This is a genomic window from Pseudomonas sp. GM30, assembly GCF_000282275.2.
GTDB lineage: Bacteria > Pseudomonadota > Gammaproteobacteria > Pseudomonadales > Pseudomonadaceae > Aquipseudomonas.
This window is the reverse complement of the sequence record NZ_AKJP02000011.1, coordinates 494,140-518,002: the sequence shown is the minus strand read 5'-3', so window position 1 is coordinate 518,002 and position 23,863 is coordinate 494,140. Positions and strand designations below refer to the sequence as shown.

The 23,863-nt window shown below is 60.2% G+C and carries 20 protein-coding genes and 2 pseudogenes; 11 read left to right on the top strand and 11 right to left on the bottom strand.

Translation table 11 applies throughout. From position 1 onward, the window contains the following. Window positions 1-146: 146 nt before the first annotated feature. The 6 genes from PMI25_RS10030 to PMI25_RS10005 all read right to left on the bottom strand — a co-directional run bounded on the left by PMI25_RS10030 (window position 147) and on the right by PMI25_RS10005 (window position 8,466). The gene (locus tag PMI25_RS10030; RefSeq protein ID WP_007961641.1) at window positions 147-1,463 is read right to left on the bottom strand and encodes an OprD family porin; all 1,317 of its coding nucleotides are present in this window, start codon (window positions 1,461-1,463) and stop codon (window positions 147-149) included. Window positions 1,464-1,660: 197 nt separating this feature from the next. Next, complete coding sequence (locus PMI25_RS10025) at window positions 1,661-1,882, bottom strand: hypothetical protein (protein WP_007961642.1); 222 nt, start codon at window positions 1,880-1,882, stop codon at window positions 1,661-1,663. 287 nt (window positions 1,883-2,169) lie between these two features. Further along, the gene (locus tag PMI25_RS10020; RefSeq protein ID WP_007961643.1) at window positions 2,170-3,534 is read right to left on the bottom strand and encodes a heavy metal sensor histidine kinase; all 1,365 of its coding nucleotides are present in this window, start codon (window positions 3,532-3,534) and stop codon (window positions 2,170-2,172) included. Continuing rightward, window positions 3,524-4,201, bottom strand: coding sequence for a heavy metal response regulator transcription factor (locus PMI25_RS10015; protein ID WP_007916978.1), 678 nt, complete (start codon window positions 4,199-4,201; stop codon window positions 3,524-3,526). Before PMI25_RS10015 ends, PMI25_RS10020 begins: the two co-directional genes overlap by 11 nt. A gap of 9 nt (window positions 4,202-4,210) precedes the next feature. After that, entirely contained in the window at window positions 4,211-7,312 is a 3,102-nt protein-coding gene (locus tag PMI25_RS10010; protein WP_007961644.1) for a multidrug efflux RND transporter permease subunit, read from the bottom strand. Continuing rightward, a complete protein-coding gene (locus tag PMI25_RS10005) occupies window positions 7,309-8,466 on the bottom strand; it encodes an efflux RND transporter periplasmic adaptor subunit (RefSeq protein WP_007961645.1) in 1,158 nt (385 codons plus the stop codon). The genes PMI25_RS10010 and PMI25_RS10005 overlap by 4 nt, the downstream gene beginning before the upstream one ends. 1,029 nt (window positions 8,467-9,495) lie before the next feature. Between PMI25_RS10005 and PMI25_RS10000 the strand changes: the two genes are divergently transcribed. From PMI25_RS10000 to PMI25_RS09990, 4 genes and pseudogenes are all read left to right on the top strand, one after another. After that, window positions 9,496-9,858, top strand: coding sequence for a DUF6124 family protein (locus PMI25_RS10000; protein WP_007961646.1), 363 nt, complete (start codon window positions 9,496-9,498; stop codon window positions 9,856-9,858). Window positions 9,859-10,214: 356 nt separating this feature from the next. Further along, window positions 10,215-10,454, top strand: a complete 240-nt coding sequence (locus PMI25_RS09995) for a hypothetical protein (protein WP_007961647.1) — start codon at window positions 10,215-10,217, stop codon at window positions 10,452-10,454. Between the two features lie 149 nt (window positions 10,455-10,603). Beyond that, window positions 10,604-10,885 (top strand): annotated as a pseudogene (locus PMI25_RS29910) (PAS domain-containing protein); the annotation flags it as partial. Between the two features lie 201 nt (window positions 10,886-11,086). After that, window positions 11,087-12,193: a methyl-accepting chemotaxis protein gene (locus PMI25_RS09990; protein WP_443200888.1), complete on the top strand. Its 1,107-nt coding sequence runs from the start codon at window positions 11,087-11,089 to the stop codon at window positions 12,191-12,193. 114 nt (window positions 12,194-12,307) lie between these two features. On the opposite strand, the gene PMI25_RS09985 is transcribed toward PMI25_RS09990, so the two are convergent. The 5 genes from PMI25_RS09985 to norR form a co-directional block, all read right to left on the bottom strand. After that, window positions 12,308-13,057 carry a YkgJ family cysteine cluster protein gene (locus PMI25_RS09985; protein ID WP_045122027.1) on the bottom strand — a complete coding sequence of 250 codons (750 nt, stop codon included), beginning with the start codon at window positions 13,055-13,057 and terminating at the stop codon, window positions 12,308-12,310. 86 nt (window positions 13,058-13,143) lie between these two features. Then, window positions 13,144-13,467: a hypothetical protein gene (locus PMI25_RS09980; protein WP_007968394.1), complete on the bottom strand. Its 324-nt coding sequence runs from the start codon at window positions 13,465-13,467 to the stop codon at window positions 13,144-13,146. A 145-nt stretch (window positions 13,468-13,612) separates the two neighbouring features. Continuing rightward, window positions 13,613-14,071, bottom strand: coding sequence for a GNAT family N-acetyltransferase (locus tag PMI25_RS09975; RefSeq protein WP_007968392.1), 459 nt, complete (start codon window positions 14,069-14,071; stop codon window positions 13,613-13,615). Window positions 14,072-14,098: 27 nt separating this feature from the next. Then, window positions 14,099-15,001 carry a chemotaxis protein CheV gene (locus PMI25_RS09970; RefSeq protein WP_007968390.1) on the bottom strand — a complete coding sequence of 301 codons (903 nt, stop codon included), beginning with the start codon at window positions 14,999-15,001 and terminating at the stop codon, window positions 14,099-14,101. A gap of 243 nt (window positions 15,002-15,244) precedes the next feature. Beyond that, window positions 15,245-16,798, bottom strand: coding sequence for a nitric oxide reductase transcriptional regulator NorR (norR, locus tag PMI25_RS09965; RefSeq protein ID WP_007968388.1), 1,554 nt, complete (start codon window positions 16,796-16,798; stop codon window positions 15,245-15,247). Window positions 16,799-16,961: 163 nt separating this feature from the next. Here norR and hmpA point away from each other — a divergent pair, with 163 nt between their 5' ends. The 7 genes and pseudogenes from hmpA to cyoD all read left to right on the top strand — a co-directional run bounded on the left by hmpA (window position 16,962) and on the right by cyoD (window position 23,857). Continuing rightward, entirely contained in the window at window positions 16,962-18,143 is a 1,182-nt protein-coding gene (gene hmpA / locus PMI25_RS09960; protein ID WP_007968387.1) for an NO-inducible flavohemoprotein, read from the top strand. Window positions 18,144-18,405: 262 nt separating this feature from the next. Then, window positions 18,406-18,561: pseudogene (locus PMI25_RS28065) on the top strand (ester cyclase); the annotation flags it as partial. Window positions 18,562-18,586: 25 nt separating this feature from the next. Beyond that, window positions 18,587-19,096 (top strand): disulfide bond formation protein B, encoded by a 510-nt coding sequence (locus PMI25_RS09955; RefSeq protein ID WP_007968385.1) that lies wholly within the window; start codon window positions 18,587-18,589, stop codon window positions 19,094-19,096. Between the two features lie 826 nt (window positions 19,097-19,922). Beyond that, a complete protein-coding gene (cyoA, locus tag PMI25_RS09950; RefSeq protein ID WP_007968383.1) occupies window positions 19,923-20,864 on the top strand; it encodes a ubiquinol oxidase subunit II in 942 nt (313 codons plus the stop codon). 3 nt (window positions 20,865-20,867) lie between these two features. Continuing rightward, window positions 20,868-22,895: a cytochrome o ubiquinol oxidase subunit I gene (cyoB, locus tag PMI25_RS09945; protein ID WP_007968380.1), complete on the top strand. Its 2,028-nt coding sequence runs from the start codon at window positions 20,868-20,870 to the stop codon at window positions 22,893-22,895. A gap of 3 nt (window positions 22,896-22,898) precedes the next feature. Further along, window positions 22,899-23,522: a cytochrome o ubiquinol oxidase subunit III gene (gene cyoC / locus PMI25_RS09940; RefSeq protein ID WP_003227982.1), complete on the top strand. Its 624-nt coding sequence runs from the start codon at window positions 22,899-22,901 to the stop codon at window positions 23,520-23,522. Further along, window positions 23,522-23,857, top strand: a complete 336-nt coding sequence (cyoD, locus tag PMI25_RS09935) for a cytochrome o ubiquinol oxidase subunit IV (RefSeq protein WP_003227981.1) — start codon at window positions 23,522-23,524, stop codon at window positions 23,855-23,857. The genes cyoC and cyoD overlap by 1 nt, the downstream gene beginning before the upstream one ends. Window positions 23,858-23,863: the final 6 nt, after the last annotated feature.

Sequence of the window (23,863 nt, the reverse complement as noted above, 5' to 3'; positions counted from 1 at the left end):
ACGGAACCATCTGTGGCGAGGGAGCTTGCTCCCGCCGGGTTGCGCAGCGACCCCTCGCTTTCGAGGAGGGGCCTGCTGCGCAGTCCAGCGGGAGCAAGCTCCCTCGCCACAGGTTCTGTGTCAGTCGCGACTGACTTGAGGTGATCTTAGAAGACGTTGATCGGGTAGTCGACAATCACACGGTATTCATCTGTGTCAGTGTCGATCGCGCCGTAGCCGTTGCCACCTCGGTTGGTCGCCCATTGCAGGCGGACCGCGAGGTCTTTCGCCTGACCGCTCTGCACCACGTATTTCAGATCGAGGTCGCGCTCCCAGTGTTTGGCATTACGGCCGTCAGCGCTGTACCACGAGGCATAGCCTTTGCTGTCCGGATCAACCTTGGTCAGGTCCACGGTGCCACGCGAATAGGAAACCGCCGACGTCAGGCCCGGCATACCGAGACCGGCGAAGTCATAGGCGTACTTGAGCTTCCACGAGCGCTCGTTCGGGCCGTTGAAGTCCGAGTACTGCTGCGAGTTGTCGAGGTAAACGCTGTCGCCCTGGCTGATGTAGTCGAACGGCGTGTTGCCGTTGACCCGCTGGTACGCAGCGGTGACGCTGTGGCTGCCGATGCCGACGGTGAAATGCAGGCTGTAGGTGTTGTTGTCGATGTTGCCCAGCAGCGCGTCGCCGGTGTCTTGCGTGTGATAGAAGTGCAGACCCGGGTTGAGGCTGACCAGATCGTTCAACTGCCAGGTGTAGTCGAGGTCGTAGTAGTACTGGTTCCAGATGTCCTTCAGCTCGGCGGCGTACAGGTTGCTGGTCAGGCCTTCGACGCCGCTCCAGGACACGCCGGCCCAGTTCAGGTGGCGGCTTTCGTCGCCGTCAGCCAATTTGCCGTAAGAGGTGCCGATGCGCTGGCGACCGCTCTGGTTGTACGGCTTGGTGAAACTGGCCTGGCCACCTTCGAACATCCAGCCATCGAAACTGTGATTGGTCAGACTGATGCCACGGAAGGTCTGCGGCAGCATGCGCGACTCACCGCCGGCAATCACCGGGTTGGTGAGGAACAGGTCACCGGCCTTCAGCTCGGTATCGAACGCGCGCATCTTCAACGTACCGCCTGCGGTCGAGAACGAGCCCGGCGCTTTGCCGCTGCCATCGCTGATCGGCAGGATGCTTGAGCCATCGGTACCGCCGCCGCCGTCGAGCTTCAGCCCGAGCATGGCGTGGGCATCGATGCCGAAGCCGACCGTGCCTTCGGTGTAACCCGACTGGAAGACCCCGAAAAAGCCCTGACCCCACTCGATGTTGTCGTCCGTCTGCTGCAGGCGGTTGCGATTCATGTAGTAGTTGCGGGCGTTGAGGTTGAGGCTCGAGCCTTCGACGAAACCTTGCCTGGCGGCTTCGTCGGCATGGGCGACGGGAGCAATCGTTGCGGCAATTGCAATGAACAGCGGGGTGAAACTGGCTGGGTAACGCACTTGCGATGGAGCTCCTTGGGTCAACTGACACTTCAATGTCTTGAGGTGCGGGATGTTTCTTGTTTTTTACAGACGAACCAAACGGCTTTCAGACCACAACGAAAAAAGGCCGCTGAAAATCAGCGGCCTGGAAGGACGACGGTTGAACGGGAAGAGCCAAACAACCGCGTCGAGGGAAATGTTTCGCGGTGCGCGACTCAGCTGTCTTTCTCGGCTGCTTGAGCCTGGGAAGTGGCGGCTTGAGGGGCTTGCGAGGCGTCCTGCGATTTGGCCATCACTTCTGCCTGAGACTGTTCGAAGGCGTGAGCGCGAGCGGCATTCTGCGCGACGAACGACTGCGATTCTTCAGCCAGCGCCATTGGCGACAGGATCAATGAGGACAAAACGAAAGCGCTGGCAATACCCATACTGTTGGACATCTGGAAAACCTTCTTGCTTGGCAAGTGCTGTTTGGTGCGGGCAAAGATAAGGTTGCCGGGCGCCGAGAAACAGCGTGATTTTCATAAATGACTGTTACAGCAGAAGCAAAGATCAACCATGGGTGAACGCCATTCCCTGTGGTGAGGGGATTCATCCCCGATGGGCTGCGAAGCAGCCCTTAATCCTTTGTGCTGGTTGTGTCAGGAAGATCGCGATCGCTGATTTTGGGGTCGCTTCGCAACCCATCGGGGATGAATCCCCTCACCACAGGGATTTTGCTTTTCAGTTAGACCGGAAGGTGAATCCCGAAGGTATTCATCCCCCGATCACTGCGCACAAACACATCGCCACCGTGCATCAGCGCAATCGCCTTGACGATCGCCAGCCCCAATCCATGGTTGTTGCCGCTGTTGCTGCGCGAGGCATCGACCCGGTAGAAGCGCTCGAACAAGCGCGGCAAATGCTCGCTGGCAATCGGCGATCCCGGGTTGGCCACGCCGATGCTGACCTGATGCTCTTCAACATCGATGCGCACCTCGATCACCTTGCCGGGCTCGGTGTGCTGCACGGCGTTGCTCAGCAGGTTGATCAGCGCCCGACGCAGATGCGCAATCTCGATTCGCACCTGCGCATCGCCACTCACATGCACCTGCACCTGCGCGTCTTCAAGAATGAAATCCAGATACTCGAGCGTGGTCGCGACCTCATCGGCCAATGAAGTTTCAGTGAGCTTGGTCGCCTTGCTGCCCTGGTCGGCGCTGGCCAGAAACAGCATGTCGTTGATGATCGAGCGCAGGCGTTCCAGCTCTTCCAGATTGGATTGCAGCACTTCGAAATAATGTTCGGCCGAGCGTCCGCGCGTCAGTGCGACCTGGGTCTGGCCGATCAGATTGGTCAGCGGCGAGCGCAGTTCGTGGGCGACGTCGGCGTTGAACGATTCCAGGCGCGAATAGGCCTGTTCGACCCGTTCAAGGGTTGAGTTGAACGAGTCGACAAACTGCTCCAGCTCCGGCGGCAACGGTGACATGCGCAGGCGTCCGGCCCGTAGTGGCGGGGCCAGGCGCTGGGCCTCGTGGGACAGTTTGATCAGCGGCTTCAGACCGATCCGCGCCACCCAGTACCCCAGCGCCGAGGCCAGCAGCACGCCGATAATCGCCAGGCTGACCAAGGCGATCAGCAGGTTGTTTTGAGTCTCATGAAAGGTCTCGGTATCGATGCCGATCATGAAGCGCAGCGGTGGGCGTTGATCCTTGGCGGGCAATTCGGTGAGCAGCACTTTCAGCGGATAAGGATGCTCGGGCAATTGCAGGTCATGCATGCCGGTTGGGCCTTTGGCGAAGGCGCGGATTTGCGCGTCCGGCTCGCCGTACTCGTAACCGGGATCACCGCTGACCACCCAGAAACGAATGCGCTTGTCTTCCTCGCCGAGCAGCTTGAGCTTGGCGTTGATCTTCACCCAATGCTCGGGCGTGCCATACCGATTGAGCGCCGACTCCAGTACGCTGTAACGCGCATCCAGCTCGGCTTCCGGCAGCAGACCAAGGCCCTTGTCGACCTGCTGATAGAGCGCGCCGCCAATCAACAGAAACACCAGCAGCGCCACCAGCGTAAACATCCCGCTCAAACGCAGGGCAATCGAATTACTGGACACCACGGCTCTCCAGCACATAACCCATGCCACGAATCGTGTGCAGCAGTTTCTCGTCGAACGGCCCGTCGAGCTTGGCCCGCAGACGTTTGATCGCGACTTCGACGACATTGGCGTCGCTGTCGAAATTAATGTCCCAGACCATCTCGGCAATCGCGGTTTTCGAAAGGATTTCACCCTGTCGCCGCGCCAGCACGCTGAGCAGCGAGAACTCTTTCGCCGTCAGATCCAGCCGGGTGCCGGCGCGGGTGGCCTTGCGGCTGATCAGGTCGATCCACAGGTCGGCGATGCTCACCTGCACCGGTTCATGGCCGCCGCTACGCCGGGTCAGCGCTTGCAGGCGGGCCACCAGTTCAAGGAAGGAAAACGGCTTGCCGAGGTAATCGTCGGCGCCGTCGCGCAGGCCCTTGATCCGGTCTTCGACGCGCTCGCGGGCGGTGAGCATGATCACCGGGGTCTGCTTGCGCGCACGCAAGGCGCGCAGCACGCCAAAGCCATCCAGGCCCGGCAACATCACGTCGAGAACGATCACCGCGTAGTCGCTTTCCAGCGCCAGATGCAGGCCCTCGACGCCGTCGCGGGCCAGATCCACGGTGTAACCCTGTTCCGTCAGACCGCGGTGCAGATAGTCCGCGGTTTTTTCCTCGTCTTCGATAATCAGAACGCGCATGACCCTGCCTCAGTCTGTGGTCGCCAGTGCCGTCGTGGGCATTGGTTTGGGCCTGTGGAATAGCCGCTCGAGCCACAAGTATATGACCGGAGTGGTAAACAGCGTCAGCATCTGGCTGACCAGCAAGCCGCCCACCACCGCGATCCCCAGCGGCTGGCGCAGTTCGGCGCCGGTGCCGTAACCGAGCATCAGTGGCAGCGCGCCGAGCAACGCGGCGAGGGTGGTCATGATGATCGGCCGGAACCGCGTCAGGCACGCTTCGAAAATCGCATCCTGCGGCGCCAGTCCGCGATTGCGCTGGGCTTCCAGCGCAAAGTCGATCATCAGGATACCGTTCTTCTTGACAATACCGATCAGCAACACCAGCCCGATCAGCGCCATGATCGAAAAGTCCTGACCGCAGATCCACAGCATGATCACTGCACCGAGACCGGCCGCCGGCAGGGTCGAGATGATTGTCAGCGGATGGACGAAGCTTTCATAAAGCACGCCGAGAATGATGTACACCGCCACCAGCGCCGCGAGAATCAGCCACGGCTGACTGGCCAGCGAACTCTGGAACGCCTGCGCCGCGCCCTGGAAGTTGCCGCTGATGGCGGTGGGCATGCCGATCTCGGCCTTGGCCTGATTGAGCAGAATCACCGCATCACCCAACGCCACGCCGGGCGCGAGGTTGAACGACAGGTTGGCAGCCGGGAACATGCCGTCATGGGCAATCGACAGCGGGCCGATGGTCGGCGCATCGAACTTGGCCAGCGCCGACAGCGGCACCATCTCGCCACTCAGCGGCGAGCGCAGGTAGAAATAGTTGAGGCTTTCGGCCTTGCCGCGCTGCTTGGTGTCCAGTTCCAGAATCACGTTGTACTGGTTGACCTGGGTCTGGAACTCGTTGATCTGGCGCTGGCCGAAGGCGTCGTACAGCGCCTCGTCGACATCGCTGGCGGTCAGGCCGAAACGCGCGGCGGCGCTGCGGTCGATGCTGATGTGGGTGATGCTGCCGCCCAGTTGCAGGTCGTTGGAAATGTCGCGGAACGCCGGGATGCTGCGCAGCTTTTCGGTCAGGCGCTGGGTCCAGGTGGCGAGGGTCGCGCCGTCGTTGCTCTTGAGCACGTATTGGTATTGTGCGCGGCTCGGTCCGGAGCTGAGGTTGATGTCCTGGCCGGCGCGCAGGTACAGGACGATGCCCGGGACTTTCATCAGTTGCGGACGAATCCGGTCGATGAACTGGCTGGCTGAGACGTCGCGGTCACCGCGCTTTTTCAAAGCAATCCAGAAGCGACCGTTGGCAATGGTCTGGTTACTACCGGACACCCCCACCGAGTGCGAGAACGCCTGCACAGCCGGGTCGGCGGCGACGATTTCGGCCATCGCCAGGTGTTTTTTCACCATGTCGCCGTAGGAGATATCCGCCGCGGCTTCGGTGGTGCCGAGGACAAAACCGGTGTCCTGTACCGGGAAAAACCCCTTGGGGATAAAGATGTAGCCGGCAATCGCCATTGCCAGCGACAGGCCGAATACGCCGATCATCAGCTTCTGATGGGCGAGGGCGCGGCGCAGACCCTTTTCGTACCAGGCCAGCAAGCGCTCGCTGAAGCCCGGTTTGTCGTGAGCGTGGTGCACCGGTTTACGCATGAACAGTGCTGCCAGCGTCGGTGCCAGGGTCAGCGACACCACCACCGAAATCAAAATGGTCGAGGTCGCCGTCAGGGCGAATTCCTTGAACAGTCGCCCGACCACGCCGCCCATGAACAGCAGCGGAATAAACGCTGCCACCAGCGAGAAACTGATCGACACCACGGTAAAGCCGATCTCGCCGGCACCTTTGACCGCCGCTTCGCGCATGCTGTCGCCGGCCTCCAGATGCCGGTGGATGTTCTCCACCACCACGATCGCATCGTCGACGACAAACCCGACCGCGACGACGATCGCCACCAGCGTCAGGTTGTTCAGGCTGAAACCCAGCAGGTACATCAGGGCGAAACTGGCGGTCAGCGACACGCCAAGCACCGCCGAGACGATCATGGTCGCCGACAACTGCCGCAGGAACAGCGCCATCACCGCCACCACCAGCAGAATTGCGATCAACAGGGTGATCTCGACTTCATGCAGCGAGGCGCGGATGGTCTGGGTGCGGTCGATCAGGGTTTTCACCTGCACCGAGGCCGGGAGCATGGCTTCGAGGCCGGGCAGGGCGGCTTGAATACGGTCGACGGTTTCGACGATGTTCGCCCCCGGTTGCCGCGATATTACCAGGTTCACCCCGGGTTGATCACCGGCCCAGGCTTGCACGTAGGCATCTTCCGAACCGTTGACGACTTTGGCGACATCGCGCAGGTGAACCGGGGCGCCGTCCTTGTAGGAAACGATCAGTTGGCTGTAATCCTCGGGGTGGAACAACTGGTCGTTGGTCGACAGCGTCGAGATGCTCGATTCGCCGTACAACGCACCTTTGGCGAGGTTGAGGCTGGTCTGCTGGATCGCCAGACGAATGTCGGCCAGGGTCAGGCCAATCGCCGCCAGTTTGTCGGCCGAGGCTTGCACGCGGATCGCCGGACGTTGCTGGCCGGTGATGTTGATTTGTCCTACGCCGTCGATCTGACTGATCTGACGCGAGAGCAGGGTTTCCACCAGGTCGCTGAGTTCGGTGCCGGGCATCTGCGTCGAGCTGACGCTGAGGATCAGCACCGGGCTGTCGGCCGGGTTGACCTTCTTCCAGGTCGGCAGCGTCGGCATGTCCTTGGGCAGCTTGCCGGCGGCGGTATTGATTGCGGCCTGCACTTCCTGGGCGGCGGTGTCGATGCTCTTGTCGAGGGTGAATTGCAGGGTCAGCAGGCTGGAGCCGAGCGCACTGCTGGAGGTCATCTGGGTCATGCCGGGGATGGCGCTGAATTGCACCTCCAGCGGCGTGGCGACGGATGAGGCCATGGTGTCGGGGCTGGCGCCGGGCAACTGCGCCGAGACCTGAATTGTAGGAAATTCTGCTTCCGGCAGTGGGGCAATTGGCAGGCGCGGGAAGGCAATCACGCCGACCAGCACCAATGCGATGGTCAGCAGAATCGTCGCGACCGGGTGATCGATGCACCATGTGGAGACGCCTTTGTGCTCCTTCATGGCTTCGGCTCCGCTTGCACCACCTGCGGCGGCTCGCTCATGACCTGCACGGTCGAACCGGGTTTGAGCCGCGACTGACCGTCACTGACCAACTGATCGCCAGCCTTTACGCCTTTGATGATGTCCTGCCCGCTACCCTGATAAACCATCTGCACTTGTACGGCTTCGACCTTGTCGCCATTCACGCGATAGACGAAGTGTTGATCGAGACCGCGCTGTACGACGGTGGGCGGCACCACCAGCGCATCCTTATCCAGCGCCGTCTGAATTTTTACCGTCACCAGCAGGCCCGGCCAGAGTTTCTGGCTGGCGTTATCGAACTCGGCCTTGGCGCGGATGGTGCCGGTGTTGGCGTTGATCTGGTTGTCGATCAGGGTCAGGTGACCTTCGCCGAGCAGGTTGCCGGTTTCGCCGTCGGTGTCGGCGCCGATGTAAGCCTTGACCTGTGCACGCTGCGGATCGTTGATCAAGCCCTGCAGGGTCGGCAGCATTTGCTGGGGCAGCGAGAACTCGACGGCGATCGGGTCGATCTGGGTCACGGTGAACAGGCCTGCGGTGTCGGTCATGCGCAGGAAGTTGCCTTCATCGACTGTGCGAATACCGACGCGGCCGGTGACCGGGGAGCGAATCTGCGTGTAGGAAAGTTGTACCTGCGCCGCGTCGATCGAGGCCTGGTTGCCTTGGGCGGTGGCTTTCAATTGGTTGACCAGTGCCTGCTGCTGGTCGTAGGTCTGCTTGGAGACGCCGTCGTCGACGCTGAGCAGTTTGTAGCGTTTGAGGTTGACCAGGGCGACCTGCAATTGCGCCTGGCTTTCGCCCAGTTGTGCGCGGGCCTGATCGAGGCTGGCGCGGATCGAGCGGTCGTCGATGGTGGCGAGCAGGTCGCCGGCCTTTACCAGTTGGCCTTCCTTGACGAGGATTTTGGTGAGGATGCCGTCGACTTGCGGGCGCACTACGACGCTGTGTAATGAGAGTACGGAGCCGATGCCGCTGGTGTAGCGGGGGACGTCTTTTTCGCTGACCGTGACGACGCGGACCGGGATGGCGGTTGGGGTGGCCAGTTTGGTCGGGGCGGGTTTCATTGCCCACCATGCGCCTGCGGCGGCCAGGGCGATTACTAGGGCTAGCAGGGCTTGGTTTTTCTTGATTCGCATGAAATGGGGCGCCAAGGGCTGGAGTTTGGGCAGGTTGGGTATTTATAAACTTGTTTGGGGGTCAGGAGGGTGACGGCTGGCTGTCAGCGCTGTCAGTTTCGCCGGGGTGGATATCCGTTTCTGCGGGTGTGGCTGATTACGGTTCCGCCCTTACGGCGGGTCACTTTTTACAAACGCCGAAAAAGTAACCAAAAACGCTTGCTCCTGCGTTCGGCCCGCTCGCTAAAGCTCGGGGTCCCTTCGCTCCGGGATCGATCCGGGCGCAGCGCCTACGGTTTGCTTCGCTGCACCTCCTCTCGCTGTGTTTGGCTGCGCCAAACGGTCGCTGCGCTCCCACGCCCGGATCAACCCCTCCACTCAGCCTTCCGACGTCGCCCGTGGATCAAGATCAAGAGCGGCAGCCGAGCTTGCGCTCATCCTGGAGTGGGGCGGCATGCGCCGCGTGCGGGTTGTACTTATCTTCCCTGTAGGAGCTGCCGCAGGCTGCGATCTTTTGATCTTTTGTGAGAGCTGGCTTGCCAGCGATGGCGGCCTGACAGCCGACCAAGGTTTTGCGGAATGCATACGATCCCATTGTAGGAGTGAGCCTGCTCGCGATGGCGGCCTGACAGCCGACCAATCTCTGGCAGGTGTACTCGGTTCAACTGTGGGAGCGAGCTTGCTCGCGAAGAGGTCTGTCCAGTCAGCCGATTACATTGATCTGTTTAATTTTGTGCCAAACAACCAGAACCTTCCCACAAGGTTTTCAGGTTGTCCGTCGGAAGCGCGGTCTCTAGTCTTTGGTTGTCACCACAAATCGGTGATCGGGTGTGAGAACCCGCTAAGAGGTTTTAATCAAGCGCCAGCCGCACCATAATCGCCGCCAGCTTATTAGCTGCCGACGAGCTTCTATGGCGGCTGTGTGCGGGCGGACTTCGGTTCGGCCGGGTTGATCTCTTACCGGTTTCTCACTCCGCACATAGCTGCCACCTCTTCGTCGCGTGAGAAACGACAGAGATGGCTTTAATCAGATGATTAGAGATCAATCCAATGTCGAAACCCGTACCCGATCCTCCCGTAGAAACCACATCCCCACTCGCCGAAGCCATCCGCGCAGAAGACCTCGCCCAAAACCGCGAAGCCATCAAACGCGCGCTCGACTTTTACCTCTGTCCGCAACCCGCCCAGCCGCGACAGCCAAGCACAATGTTTCTGGTCAACCCAGCTATCGACACCGAAACCCTGCTCGCCCACGCTTACGAATCGTTGGCCTCTGTCAGTGCCATGGCCAGCAATTTCGCCAATGAACTCGGTGGTCCGCAACGCAGCACGGCGCTGGCGATCCAGCAGATCGTGATGCTCGCCGAACTGGCGGTGAACCGGGCGCTGGATCGGGTTGATCCACGCACTTGATCCGTCCGAGCACCGCGTCATCCTTCATCGCGAGCAGGCTCACTCCCACAGAGAAGCGCACTCCACCTGTGGGAGCGAGCTTGCTCGCGAAGACGTCTGTGCGGGCGACACATTTCTGCCGGCTCTTGTTGTTAGCCGGTCCCAAAAAGGGACCGATCATTCCCGATTCGGGACTCCTGTGCCGACCAAACCTCTAAAGATCCAACCCGATGCACGGGTAGACATTGCACCATCACATCCGTAAACCGTTCGGCGTGCGCTGCAAATCTTCAGGGTGCTGTCGCAAGGTGCGCAGGTATACTGCGCGCCTTCGCGGCTCACTGTTCGGGCCCGACTTTTTGCTTTGCGGAGCTTTTATGACTTCCCCGACCCAACCGCCGGTTGACGACGCCGTGAGCGATGTCCCGGCTGAACTGGCTGACGCCAGCGAAACCAAACCCGAGATCCCGGCTTTCAAGTTCCCGTTCAAACCAGGTGAACTGGCGGCTGCCAAGGGTTCGAACCAGCCGTGGTACAAGAACGGCGCCAAGAATGGCCACACCAAGACCCCGGGCATGGCGCCGCCGGGTACCCGTCGCTCGATGGGCAAGCGCTGAGTTTTATCCCGCCTTTGGCCATCGACTGCGATTTTCGGTCGCAGTGATGGCTAAGTGCTCAGTTCCTGAGCCAGATCAATATTTGACCAATTGGTGCGCTTAGAGTCAGCAGCCCTGCCGACTCTTCCAATAAAACGAGCGCGCCATTCATGAAGATCAATCTCCCGGTAACCGGCCGTAACGTCGATGTGGCGCTGGATGCGAACATTCTTTCGACCACCGATCTGACCAGCGCGATCACCTACGCCAACGAAGACTTCATCAGAATCAGCGGTTACAGCCGCGACGAATTGCTCGGCATGCCACACAACCTGTTGCGTCATCCGGACATGCCGGCGCAGGCGTTTGCGCATATGTGGCAGACGCTCAAGCGCGGGCGCTCGTGGATGGGGCTGGTGAAGAATCGTTGCAAGAATGGCGATCACTACTGGGTCAGCGCGTATGTCACGCCGGTGACGCAGAACGGCGTGGCGGTGGAGTATCAGTCGGTGCGCACCCGGCCTGATGCGCGGCAGGTGGCGGCGGCAGAGCGGGCGTATGCGCAATTGCGCGGTGAGTCGAAGGGGCGGCGGGCGCTGCCCGGGCTTGGTTTGCGCGGCAAGGTCACGGCGTCGGCCAGTGCTTTGCTGGGGCTGGTGTTGGGGATTGAAGCCTGGTTGCGCCCGGAGTCGGCGTGGATCGACGGGGTGCTGTTTGTCTGCGGCAGCAGCCTTTGTGCGTTGGGTGTGCGCTGGATCTTGCGGCCGCTGGAGCGGCTGAGCGAACGGGCGCGGCAGGTTGCGGACAATCCGTTGAGCCAGAGCATTTACACCGGGCGCCGCGATGAAATCGGCCAGATCGAATTCGCCCTGCAGATGCTCGAAGCGCAGGTCGGCGCGGTGGTCGGGCGTATCGGCGATGCGTCGCAACAGTTGGCCGGGCATGCGGCGCAGTTGGTCGATCATCTGCAAAGCAGTCACAGCAGTTCGCTGGCGCAACAGGCTGAAACCGATCAGGTGGCGGCGGCGATTCATCAGATGGCCGCCAGTGTCGCGCAGGTTGCCAGCCATGCGCAGCAGGCGTCGGTGGCGGCGGACATGGCCGGTACGGAAACCCGTGAAGGGCATTTGCTGGTGGGCGAAAGTCGCAGCGCGGTGCTGCGTCTGGCCGAAGAACTGCGACGGGCGACCGAGGTGATTCATCAGCTCGAAGGCCACAGCAGCGAGATTTCCGGAGTACTGGAGGTGATCCGCAGCATCGCCGAGCAGACCAATCTGCTGGCGCTCAACGCGGCGATCGAGGCCGCCCGGGCCGGGGATGCCGGGCGCGGCTTCGCGGTGGTGGCCGATGAGGTGCGCGGGCTGGCGCAGCGCACGCAGCAGTCGACCAACGAGATTCAGCGGATGATCAGCACTTTGCAAAACGGCGCGCGGGATGCGGTGCTGGTGATGCAGCAGAGCAGCGAGCATGTGGATAACAGCGTCGAACAGGCCCAGCGCGCGGCGCGGGCGCTGGACGGGATCAGTGAACGGGTCGAGCAGATCACCGAAATGAGCCTGCAGATTGCCGCGGCGGTGGAGCAGCAGAGTGCGGTGAGCGAGGACATCAACCGTAATATCGTCAGTATCCGCACGGCGTCGGAATTGACGGTGGATGAGGGGCGGCAGAGTCAGCGCAATTCGGAAGATGTGGCGGGGCTGGCGGGGGATTTGCGGTTGTTGGCGCGGGAGTTCTGGGGGCGGCGGCAGGTTCGGGATTGAAGTTGTCTGGGCCGGCCTCTTCGCGAGCAAGCTCGCTCCCACATTTGAAATGCAATCCATTGTGGGAGCGAGCTTGCTCGCGAAGGGGCCATTCGCCCCAGCAAAAATTCCGGATCAAGCCGCCCGCAGCGAAATAAACGCATACGTCTGCGCCGGCTCCGTCACCACCTGTGCGCCGGCCGCCACCAATTGCCCGGCAACGTCGTCACCGGACAGATGAAACAACCATTCACTGGATTCTGTATTCAGTGGCTGTGCTGCAACCTGATCGATCACGGCCGCGAACGCGTCCATCTGCGGCAAATACGCGGTAAACCCATCGCCCTTGAGCGCCGTGGTACGAATGCCCAGCGCCGCGCAGATCGCATCCTTGATCCGGATGTCATCGCGATCCGCCTGGCGCGAGCGCTGGATCAGCTCCAGCAGTTCCTGATCGACCAGATCCCCACCGACAATCAGCAGCGGCCCCTGTTGCCACGACTCTGGCGGGCAATCCTTCGCCGCCGGATTGAGCGGGATGTGCGGGTTGATTTCCGCCGGATAAATCCTGCACACCAGCGGTCGGCGTTCGTAAATGCGGCACAGGTTTTCTTCGTCAAGATTCCGGCAGCGGCCGACGTTGTACGCGGCGAAGGTGATGGCCACGTGGGCCTCGGCCGTGCCGCTGCGCACCACCAGCGAACGCCGCTCGGCGTGTTCACGCTGCTGCGCCGGCAGGCCCATACCGTTGCCCAGAAAAGCCTCCACCAGCACGATCACCTGACCGCCATCCGCCGCCCACATGCGGGCTTCCGCGAGGGTCAGAGGCACATGATGGTCGGTGCAGCATTTGCCGCAGCCAACGCAGGAAAACGTCGTATTCATTGCACGATCAATCTTCAATCAGAGTGTGAAACGGCGACGTAAAGTCGCCAGGCTGAGACTGATCGAAGCAAGTTGTGCGCCAGCCCTCAAGGCTTGGCGGTCGGACGGATCGAGTCCCATTCGGTGACGAACGCGGTTTTCGACTTTTTGCTGTACAGGCACAGCTCAGTGCCTTGCTGGCCTTTCATGTGTTTTTGCGGGTACTGGCCTTGCAGCAGCACGGCGGTGTAGCCGACGCGGTCATCGAATTGCGCGGGTGTGCCGACGGGTTTGGCGTCTTTGAGGCCGCTGGCCTTGGTGCAACTGGCGAGCACGGTTTTGTCGTACGCGGCCCAGGCGTCGGGGCTGGAGGCGTGGGCCTGGGAGGCTAGGGCGGTGAGGCAGAGCAGGCTCAGGGAGAGGGTTTTCATGGTTGGGCATCCTTGGGTTTGGCCAAGGTTTGAGTATGCCTGAGGGGGAGAAGTTGCCTGGGCCGGCCTCTTCGCGAGCAAGCTCGCTCCCACAGTTTGAAATGCATTCCAGGGTGGGAGCGGGCTTGCTCGCGAAGACGGTCGATCAGTCCGGCACAAGTTCCCGGCGAACCACAAACATCCCGGCGCTTTCATACAAACGCTGCGCCCGCAGGTTGTCTTCCAGCACCTTCAAATCGACAAAACCTTCGCGGCGTTGCTGAAACACCTTGAATGCATTCAGCAGCAGCGCTCGACCCAGTCCACGACCCTGCATTCGCGGATGCACCACCAGATTCTTGATGTAAGAACTGGTCCAGCATTGCGCCACCCCAACCACGCCCTCAGCGTCCGTGGCAATCCAGCACAGCTGGGGATCGTATTCGGCATCGCTTTCAAACCGCTGTTGCCACTCGTCCAGCGCTGGCACGCGACCACCACCCTCGCGGTAACCGAGTTGCATCAATTGATGCACGGTCGCCGCCAGTTCCGGACGATAAGTGCTCAGCTCAATATCTGCCGGCCAGTGGATGGCCGGCACGCCTTGGCGAAGGTCGCGCCGCATCAAAAAGCAGTAAGTCTGGCCCAAGACTTAGTGACCGTTGGCTGCAACGTGTTTAGCCGCTTCGATCAGACGTTGGGTCAGCTCCGGCGACGAGAATTTGGTCAGCACCGCGTTGGCCCCGGCCAACCGGGCCTTTTCGCTGTTCATCGCACTGTCGAGCGAGGTGTGCAGCAGCACGTAGAGGTGGGCGAAGTCCGGCGTCTCGCGCAGGGTGCGGGTGAAGGCGTAGCCGTCCATCTCGGACATTTCGATGTCGGAGACGATCAGGTTGATCTGTTGCGCGGTGCCTTGCAGGTCCAGCAGGCAGTCGATGGCTTCCTTGGCACTGCGCGCGGTGTGGCATTGCAGGCCGAGGTTGCGCAGGGTGTGCACCGATTGCTGCAGCGCCACCTGGCTGTCGTCGACCACCAGAATCCGTGCGTTGCCGAGCACTTCGGCGTCTTCCATGCTCAGGTCGGTCGGGGCCATTTCGATCTGCGCCGGGGCAATGCTGTGGATGACTTTTTCAATGTCCAGCACTTGTACCAGTGTGCCGTCGACCGAGGTCACGCCGGTAATGTAGGCGCGCGAGCCGCCGGAGCCGAACGGCGGCGGCTTGATGTCGGTGGTCAGGCAATGGACGATTTTGCTCACCGCCTGCACGTGCAGGCCCTGCTTCGAACGGCTGACGTCGGTGACGATCAGGCAGCCGCCGTTGGGGTCTTCCAGCGGTCGCTCGCCGATGGCACGGCTGAGGTCGATCACCGACAGCGATGCGCCGCGCAGGGTGGCGATGCCTTTGATGTGCGGATGCGACTCGGGCATTTTGGTCAGCGGCGGGCAGGGGATGATTTCACTGACTTTCAGCAGGTTGATTGCCATCAGCTTGCCGCTGCGCAAGGTAAACAGCAGAAGCGAAAGTGAATCTGCGCGGGCTTTGGTGGAAGACATATAAACCTTCTGTGGAAAAAGGTGATGGGCGAGGGTGCAAATCGCCAGAAACTATTGATGCCGGGTTATCGGCGTTAATGGGGTGGGCTTTAGGTCGGTTATCGGGTAGGGCAAGAATCATCTGTGGCGAGGGGATTTATCCCCGATGGACTGCTCAGCAGTCCCATTTCTTGGTGCCGCTGCGCAGCACATCGGGGATAAATCCCCTCGCCACAAGGAATCCACTCAAACTGGGTGAAGTGATTATTTCATGCCTAATCGCTTGGCCATCCGCCCAAGATTCGCCCGGTCCAGCCCCAGCTCCCGCGCCGCACTGGCCCAGTTATTCTGGTTACGTTCAAGCGCAGTACTGATCAACTGTCGCTGATATTGCTCGGTGGCACTGCGCAGATCGCCGCTGATCAACGGCATCGCGGGCACCTCGGCAACCGGCGCGGGCGAGTTATCCACAACCTCGCGCGGCAGATCCAGATCCGCCGCGCTCAAACTGAGTATCTTCGGCCGTACCTTGCAGTTGCCCAGCGCTTTCAGTGCGCTGCGGCCAATCAAGTGTTCCAGTTCACGCACGTTGCCCGGCCAAGTGTAGGCGAGCAACGCGTCCTGGGCGTCGCTGCTCAGGCGCAGGCTGTTGAGGCCCATGCGCGAGCGGTTCTGTTCCAGAAAGAAGCCGCTGAGCAGCAATACGTCGCGCCCGCGATCACGTAGCGCTGGCACCCGCAGCGGGTACACGCTCAGGCGGTGATAGAAGTCAGCGCGGTAGCGGCCGCTGCGCACTTCTTCGGCCAGATCGCGGTTGGTGGCGGCGATCAGGCGCACGTCGACCTGATGTTCCTTGTCCGAGCCGAGCCGCTGCAACTGACCACTTTGCAGCACCCGTAGCAACTTGGCCTGCACGGTCAGCGACAGTTCGCCGACTTCATCGAGAAACAGCGTGCCGCCATTGGCCAGTTCGAACTTGCCGCGGCGGTCGCTGGTGGCGCCGGTGAAGGCGCCGCGCACGTGGCCGAACAGTTCGCTCTCGACCAACGTATCGGGCAGGGCGGCGCAGTTGAGGCTGATGATCGGTTTGTTGGCGCGCGGGGAGGCGGCGTGAATCGCTTGCGCCACCAACTCCTTGCCGACCCCGGTTTCGCCGGTGATCAGCACGGTCAGGTCGCTGCCGCCGACCAGATTGATTTCCTCCACCAGACGCTTGTGCGCCTTGCTCTGGCCGATCATTTCGCGCTGCTGCTGACCACTGGCCTGCCGGTAGACCTCGGCGCGCTGATGCTCATCCTCGGCGCGCAACGCCAGGCGTTCGATGCGCTCTGCAGCGTTGACCGTGGCCGAGGCGAGGCTGGCGAAGGCTTGCAGGGCGTCGAGTTCGATCGGCTCGAAACGCTCCGGGTCGAGGGCGTCGAGGGTGATCAGGCCCCAGAGTTTTTCATCGACGAACAGCGGACAGCCGAGGCAGTCGTGCACTTCCAGATGATCGCCCAGGCCATCGACCAAGCCGTCATACGGGTCGGGCAAGTCGCTGTCGGCGGCGAAGCGGGTTGGCCCGGCGCCGTCCAGCAGGATCTCGAAACGGGGATGTTCGCTGACCTTGAAGCGCCGGCCGAGGGTGTCGGTGCTCAAACCGTCCACCGCCAGCGGCACCAGCCATTCGCCGTCCAGGCGCAGCAACGCGGCGGCATCGCACGGCAGCAGGGCGCGCATGGCTTCGAGCAGGCGTCGATAGCGCTCGCCTTCGGGCAGTTCGCGGGACAGGTCGGAGACCAGCGGCAGTAAAGCGGTGAGCAGGGATTTGGCGGTCATGGTCTTGTAGTCAAAGAGACTCGATGTAGTCGCGTTGACTATAAAGTGCTTCGTGTCTAAATGACTACCTAAAAAATAAACTATTGATTAATAAGGAAAAATAATCTGGCACGAAAGCTGATAAGCCTAAGGTAATTCTCAAAAAAGCTCAGGAGTCACTCTTATGCTTAGCGTCCAGGATCGTGCCATCGTCAAATCCACCGTGCCCCTGCTGGAAAGCGGTGGTGAAGCGCTGATCACCCACTTCTACCGCATGATGCTTTCCGAATATCCTGAAGTGCGCCCACTGTTCAACCAGGCGCACCAGGCCAGTGGCGATCAGCCGCGTGCGTTGGCTAACGGCGTGTTGATGTACGCCCGACACATCGATCAGCTCGACCAGTTGGGCGATCTGGTGGCGAAGATCATCAACAAGCACGTCGCCCTGCAGATCCTCCCGGAGCACTACCCGATTGTCGGCACCTGCCTGCTGCGAGCCATTTCCGAAGTGCTCGGCGACGAGATCGCCACTCAGGAAGTGATGAGCGCGTGGGCCGCGGCGTACGGGCAATTGGCCGAGATTCTGATCGGCGCCGAAGCCGCGATCTACGACCAGAAAGAACAAGCGGTCGGCGGCTGGCGCGGGGCGCGGGAGTTCGTCGTGGTGGACAAGGTCGAGGAGAGCGCGGAAATCATCTCGTTCTACTTCGAGCCTGCGGACAAAGGTCCGATTTTTGCTGCAGAGCCGGGTCAGTACATCGGCATGAAGCTGATCCTCGATGGTGAAGAAATCCGCCGCAACTATTCGCTGTCGGCGCTGGCCAATAACGGTCAGTACCGCATCAGCGTCAAACGCGAACCGGGTGGTCGTGCATCCAACCACTTGCATGATCAACTGCACGTCGGCGCGAGCATTCAGCTGTTCCCGCCATCGGGCGAGTTCACCCTGACTGCCAGCGACAAGCCGTTGGTGCTGATCAGTGGTGGCGTTGGCATTACCCCAACTCTGGCGATGCTCGAAGCGGCGCTGCAAACCGAGCGCCCGGTGCATTTTATTCACTGCGCGCGCAACGGCAGCGTGCATGCGTTCCGCGACTGGATCGATGGGTTGGCGGCGCGACATCCACAGCTCAAGCGCTTCTATTGCTACGCCGAGGATGACGGCGTGAGCCCGGCGGCGGACAGGGTCGGGATCCTCAGTCAGGAGCAGTTGGGCGAATGGCTGCCTGCGCAACGGGATGTCGACGCTTATTTCCTTGGGCCGAAAGGGTTCATGGGGGCGATCAAGCGGCATCTGAAAGCGCTGGGTGTGCCGGAGCAGCAGAGTCGGTATGAGTTCTTCGGGCCGGCGGCTGCTTTGGAATAATCCAGAACCGGGTTGCCTTCATTCGCGAGCAGGCTCGCTCCCACAGGATTTGTGGCGTGCACAGAATGTGTGAACGACGCGGAACCTGTGGGAGCGGGCTTGCCCGCGAAGGCCGTTATGCAGTTCTGACTTATAGAAAAGTGTTCCAAGGTTAATCGTTTCTTAACCGGCTTATCGTTTATTCCCCCCGATGCTGATGACAGACGCGCGTTCGTCTGGCTGATCAGGATCGCCCCGGTCGCACGCCATCTTTCCTCGCCGTGGTACGTTCAAGGCTCTCAACGGGCTGGGTCAGCGTGTAGACTTCCGGGCAACCGATATCTATCAGATCGACAACGGTCGCATCGCGGCCAATTGGCATATCGAAGACAACATCAGCCTGATGGCGCCACTGCAAGCGCAGCCGCCAGCCAGCTGAACCATGGACATACAAGGGAAACGCGATGAGCGAGGAAACGATTCGACTGGGACGTGAGCGGCGCTTTCTGGTGCTGCTGGGCATCATCTGTCTGGCATTGATTGGTGGCGCGCTGTACATGCAGGTCGTGCTGGGCGAGGCGCCATGCCCGCTGTGCATCCTGCAGCGTTATGCGTTGCTGCTGATTGCGTTGTTCGCGTTTATCGGCGCGGCCATGCGTACCCGCCGCAGCATCACGGTGTTCGAAGTGCTGGTGGTGATCTGCGCGATCGCCGGCGCCGGTGTTGCCGGGCATCACGTGTACACCCAGTTCTATCCGGCGGTGAGCTGCGGCATCGATGTGTTGCAGCCGATTGTCGATGACCTGCCACTGGCGAAGATCTTCCCGCTGGGCTTCCAGGTCGACGGTTTCTGCTCGACGCCGTACCCGCCGATCCTCGGTCTGTCGCTGGCGCAATGGGCCTTGGTGGCGTTCGTGCTGGTGGTGATCCTGGTGCCGCTGCTGACCTCGCGTAACCGAAAAGCCCTGCGCTGAATCAACTCTTCGGCCGATCGGCCGATACAGAAAACGCCCCGATTTGCGGATCAGCCGCTCGGGGCGTTTTGCATTTCAGAGTGATTGTGAAATCACCGTGACGAACGGCAATGAAGAGTGCGGCAGGTGTGCGACATGTTGTCACACGCGCCCTGTCGCAGGGCCTTTCGGCGACCCGGATTGGCGTAATGTTACAAAAAAGGATTGGTCTGTTTCGGCATTTTTCTGGTTTTGCACGCGGGTGCCAGATCAGGCAGTTTTAACAGGCTCTGGCAGATGGCCAGAGGCCTTTGAATATCGGGCTTTGCGCCGATTCGGTGGCGGGGAAAAGCCTTCAGAGCTGTCTGAACTGAGGTGTATAGGCCTACATTTTTTGGTGTTTTTGTTGAGAATCGATTTCGATAACATGCGGAACTTTTGCAAAAACGGTGATGGATTGTTGCTCTGAGCGATAAAAATTATTTCGGGATAAGACATGGTGTATAGGGCGCTACCTATCTACAATCGCCCGCACTGAATTCCCGGCACTGTTCAGCCTTTATTAAGGAACTGGACAGGAAGTCGGGTGTCGAGCGGGCCGAAAGGCTTTTGCGACACCCAGGTGTCGGTGCCTTCCAACTTTCCGCACCAAATGGAATTGGTCTGTAACAAGGCCTTTGACCACGAATTCGAATAAGAACTGACCGCTGTCCCAAGGTTTTGTCGAGCGTCTGACGCGCGACGGGCGGCCCTTATTCAATCCAAAGAAAATGCCAACCCTTGGCAGGGTGAAGTGTTGGCGATCAAAACCCAACTGCATTGCGCAAGCTGCTTTAGAGGTCGTGAGATGAGTAAAAACAGGTACCCCAGATTACTAGGCCTAGTGCCGCTGCTCGGCACGTTGTTGCTGGGAGGCTGCAACATGACCCTGCTCAATCCAACGGGCCAGGTCGGCCTGGAACAGCGCAACCTGATCATCACCGCCACGCTGCTGATGCTGTTGGTCGTTGTGCCGGTTATCGTCATGACCTTCCTGTTCGCCTGGAAGTACCGCGCGTCCAACAAGGATGCCGTCTACACCCCGAAATGGTCGCACTCGACCAAAATCGAAGTGGCTGTGTGGACCATCCCGGTCCTGATCATCATCGCCCTGGGTTACATCACCTACATTTCGACCCACAAGCTGGACCCGTACCGTCCGATTGAATCCGACGTCAAGCCGGTGACCATCGAAGTCGTGGCGCTGGACTGGAAGTGGCTGTTCATCTACCCGGAACAAGGCATCGCCACGGTCAACAAGATCGTGTTCCCGGCGCACACCCCGGTCAACTTCCGGATCACCTCCGACGCCGTGATGAACTCGTTCTTCATCCCGGGCCTGGGCGGCCAGATCTACGCAATGGCGGGCATGACTACCCGGCTGCACCTGATCGCTGACCGCAACGCTGAAATGGACGGTATCTCCGCCAACTACAGCGGCGCTGGTTTCACCGGTATGAAATTCAAAGCGATCGCAACTTCTCAGGAAGATTTCGACGCCTGGGTAAGTGAAGTCAAAAAGGCACCTAAACAGCTTGAACCAGCTGAATACGCAGCCCTTGCCAAGCCAAGCCAGAACAATCCAGTCGAGCTCTACTCCTCGGTCACGCCGAACCTGTTCCAGACCATCGTCGACAAGTACGAAGGCATGAAACCGGGCAAGCCGCTGAAGCACGAGAAGAAAGAGAAAGAAGTGGCGGCAACGGACATGGACTCGAATTCGCATTCAGCTGCCGGGGCAGAGGAGTAAACGATGTTTGGTAAATTAAGTTGGGAAGCGATCCCTTTCCACGAGCCGATCGTGATGGTCACCATCTCGATGATCGCGCTCGGTGGTCTGGCGTTGTTCGCTGCAATCACCTACTTCAAGAAGTGGACCTACTTGTGGACCGAGTGGCTGACGTCGGTCGACCACAAGAAAATCGGTGTGATGTACATCATCGTTGCCATGGTCATGCTGCTGCGTGGCTTTGCCGACGCCATCATGATGCGTACCCAACTGGCCATGGCCACCGAGGGTTCGCCTGGCTACCTGCCACCTGAACACTATGACCAGATCTTCACCGCTCACGGTGTGATCATGATCATCTTCATGGCGATGCCATTCTTCACCGGCCTGATGAACCTTGCAGTGCCGCTGCAGATCGGCGCGCGTGACGTTGCGTTCCCGTTCCTGAACTCCCTGAGCTTCTGGCTGCTGGTGTCCGGCGTGGTGCTGATCAACCTGTCGCTGGGCGTCGGCGAATTCGCCAAGACCGGTTGGGTTGCCTATCCGCCGCTGTCGGGTCTGCAGTACAGCCCTGGCGTGGGGATGGACTACTACATCTGGGCGCTACAGCTATCGGGTCTGGGTACAACGTTAACCGGGGTTAACTTCCTCGCCACCGTGCTGAAAATGCGTACCCCTGGCATGAAACTGATGGACATGCCGATCTTCACCTGGACCTGCACCTGGGCCAACGTTCTGATCGTGGCTTCGTTCCCGATCCTGACCGCTACCCTGGCACTGCTGACCCTCGACCGTTACATGGATTTCCACATTTTCACCAATGAACTTGGTGGCAATCCAATGATGTACGTCAACCTGTTCTGGGCCTGGGGCCACCCTGAGGTTTACATCCTGATCCTGCCGGCATTCGGCATCTTCTCGGAAGTGATCTCGGCGTTCACCGGCAAGAAACTGTTCGGCCACCACTCGATGATCTACGCTTCGGGCGCGATCTCGGTACTGGGCTTCATGGTTTGGCTGCACCACTTCTTCACCATGGGTTCGGGTGCCAGCGTCAACGCCTTCTTCGGTCTGGCGACGATGCTGATTTCCATTCCGACGGGTGTGAAACTGTTCAACTGGCTGTTCACCATCTACCAGGGCCGTCTGCGCTTCACCAGCCAGGTGCTGTGGACCCTGGGCTTCATGGTGACCTTCGCCATCGGCGGCATGACCGGCGTACTGCTGGCCATCCCGGGTGCTGACTTCGTTCTGCACAACAGCCTGTTCGTGATCGCGCACTTCCACAACGTGATCATCGGCGGCGCGGTATTCGGCTACATCGCAGGTTTCGGCTTCTACTTCCCGAAAGCGTTCGGCTTCAAGCTGCACGAAGGCTGGGGTAAAGCAGCGTTCTGGTTCTGGATCTCGGGCTTCTTCGTCGCGTTCATGCCGCTCTATGCACTGGGCTTCATGGGCATGACCCGTCGTCTGAACGCCACCACCAACCCTGAGTGGGTACCGTACCTGTACGTTGCCATGTTCGGTGCGGTGATGATCGCTGTCGGTATCGCCTGCCAACTGATCCAGCTGTACGTCAGTGTGCGTGACCGCAACAAGCCAGAGAACATGTGCGAACACGGTGACCCGTGGAATGCCCACACTCTGGAATGGTCGACCTCGTCGCCACCTCCGTTCTACAACTTCGCTGTGCTGCCTAAGGCTGACTGCATCGACCCGTTCACCGAAGCCAAGGAAAACGGTACTGCGTACCAGGCTCCGGCCAAGTACGAGCCGATCCACATGCCGAACAACACCGCCACTGGCGTGGTGATGGGCGCACTGCTGACCGTCTTCGGTTTCGCGATGATCTGGCACATCTGGTGGTTGGCGATCGCCAGCCTGGCCGGCACTGTCATCTACTTCGTGATCCACGCCGCACGTGACGACCAGGGCTACATGGTTCCGGTTGAAACGATCGAGCGCATCGAAGCCGAGCAGCACAAGCGTCTGGTCGCGGCAGGGAAAATCCCGGCCAATGCCACCCGTGTAACCTCGTTGGAACAGGCTTAAACCATGTCGAACTTAGTGACCAATGTTGGACACGCCCATGGTGACCATGGGCACGATGACCATCACCACGACTCGGGCGAGATGACCGTATACGGTTTCTGGCTCTACCTGATGACCGACTGCATTCTGTTTGCGTCGATCTTCGCGGTGTACGCAGTACTGGTAAACAACGTCGCCGGTGGCCCGTCGGGCCACGACATTTTCGAACTGCCATACGTGCTGGGCGAAACCGCTCTGCTGTTGTTCAGTTCGATCACCTACGGCTTCGCCATGCTGGCGTTGTACAAAGGCAAGAAGCAGCAGGTTCTGGGCTGGTTGTTCATGACCTTCCTGCTCGGCGCAGGCTTCATCGCCATGGAGATCAACGAGTTCCACCTGCTGATCTCCGAGGGCTTCGGTCCTAGCCGTTCGGGCTTCCTGTCGGCGTTCTTCACCCTGGTCGGTACCCACGGTCTGCACGTGTCCGCGGGTCTGATCTGGATGGGCATCATGATGTACCAGGTCAACAAGCACGGCCTGACGGCGACCAACAAGACCCGTCTGAGCTGCCTGAGCCTGTTCTGGCACTTCCTGGACGTGGTGTGGATCTGCGTATTCACCGTTGTTTACCTGATGGGGACTCTGTAATGGCTAATGCACACTCCCATGACAGCCATGATGCTGGCCACGGCAGCGTAAAGTCGTACGCCATCGGCTTCATCCTGTCGGTGATCCTGACTGCCATCCCGTTCGGCCTGGTGATGTTTCCGACCTTGCCGAAGTCGACCACGCTGGCAATCGTCCTGCTGTTCGCGGTAATCCAGGTGATCGTTCACCTGTACTACTTCCTGCACCTGGACCGTTCGATTGCACAACGTAACAACGTGATCGCGTTTGTCTTTACGGCCATCGTGATCCTGCTGCTGGTTGGCCTGTCGCTGTGGATCATGTTCAGCATCCACACGTACATGATGGCGAAGTGAGGTAGA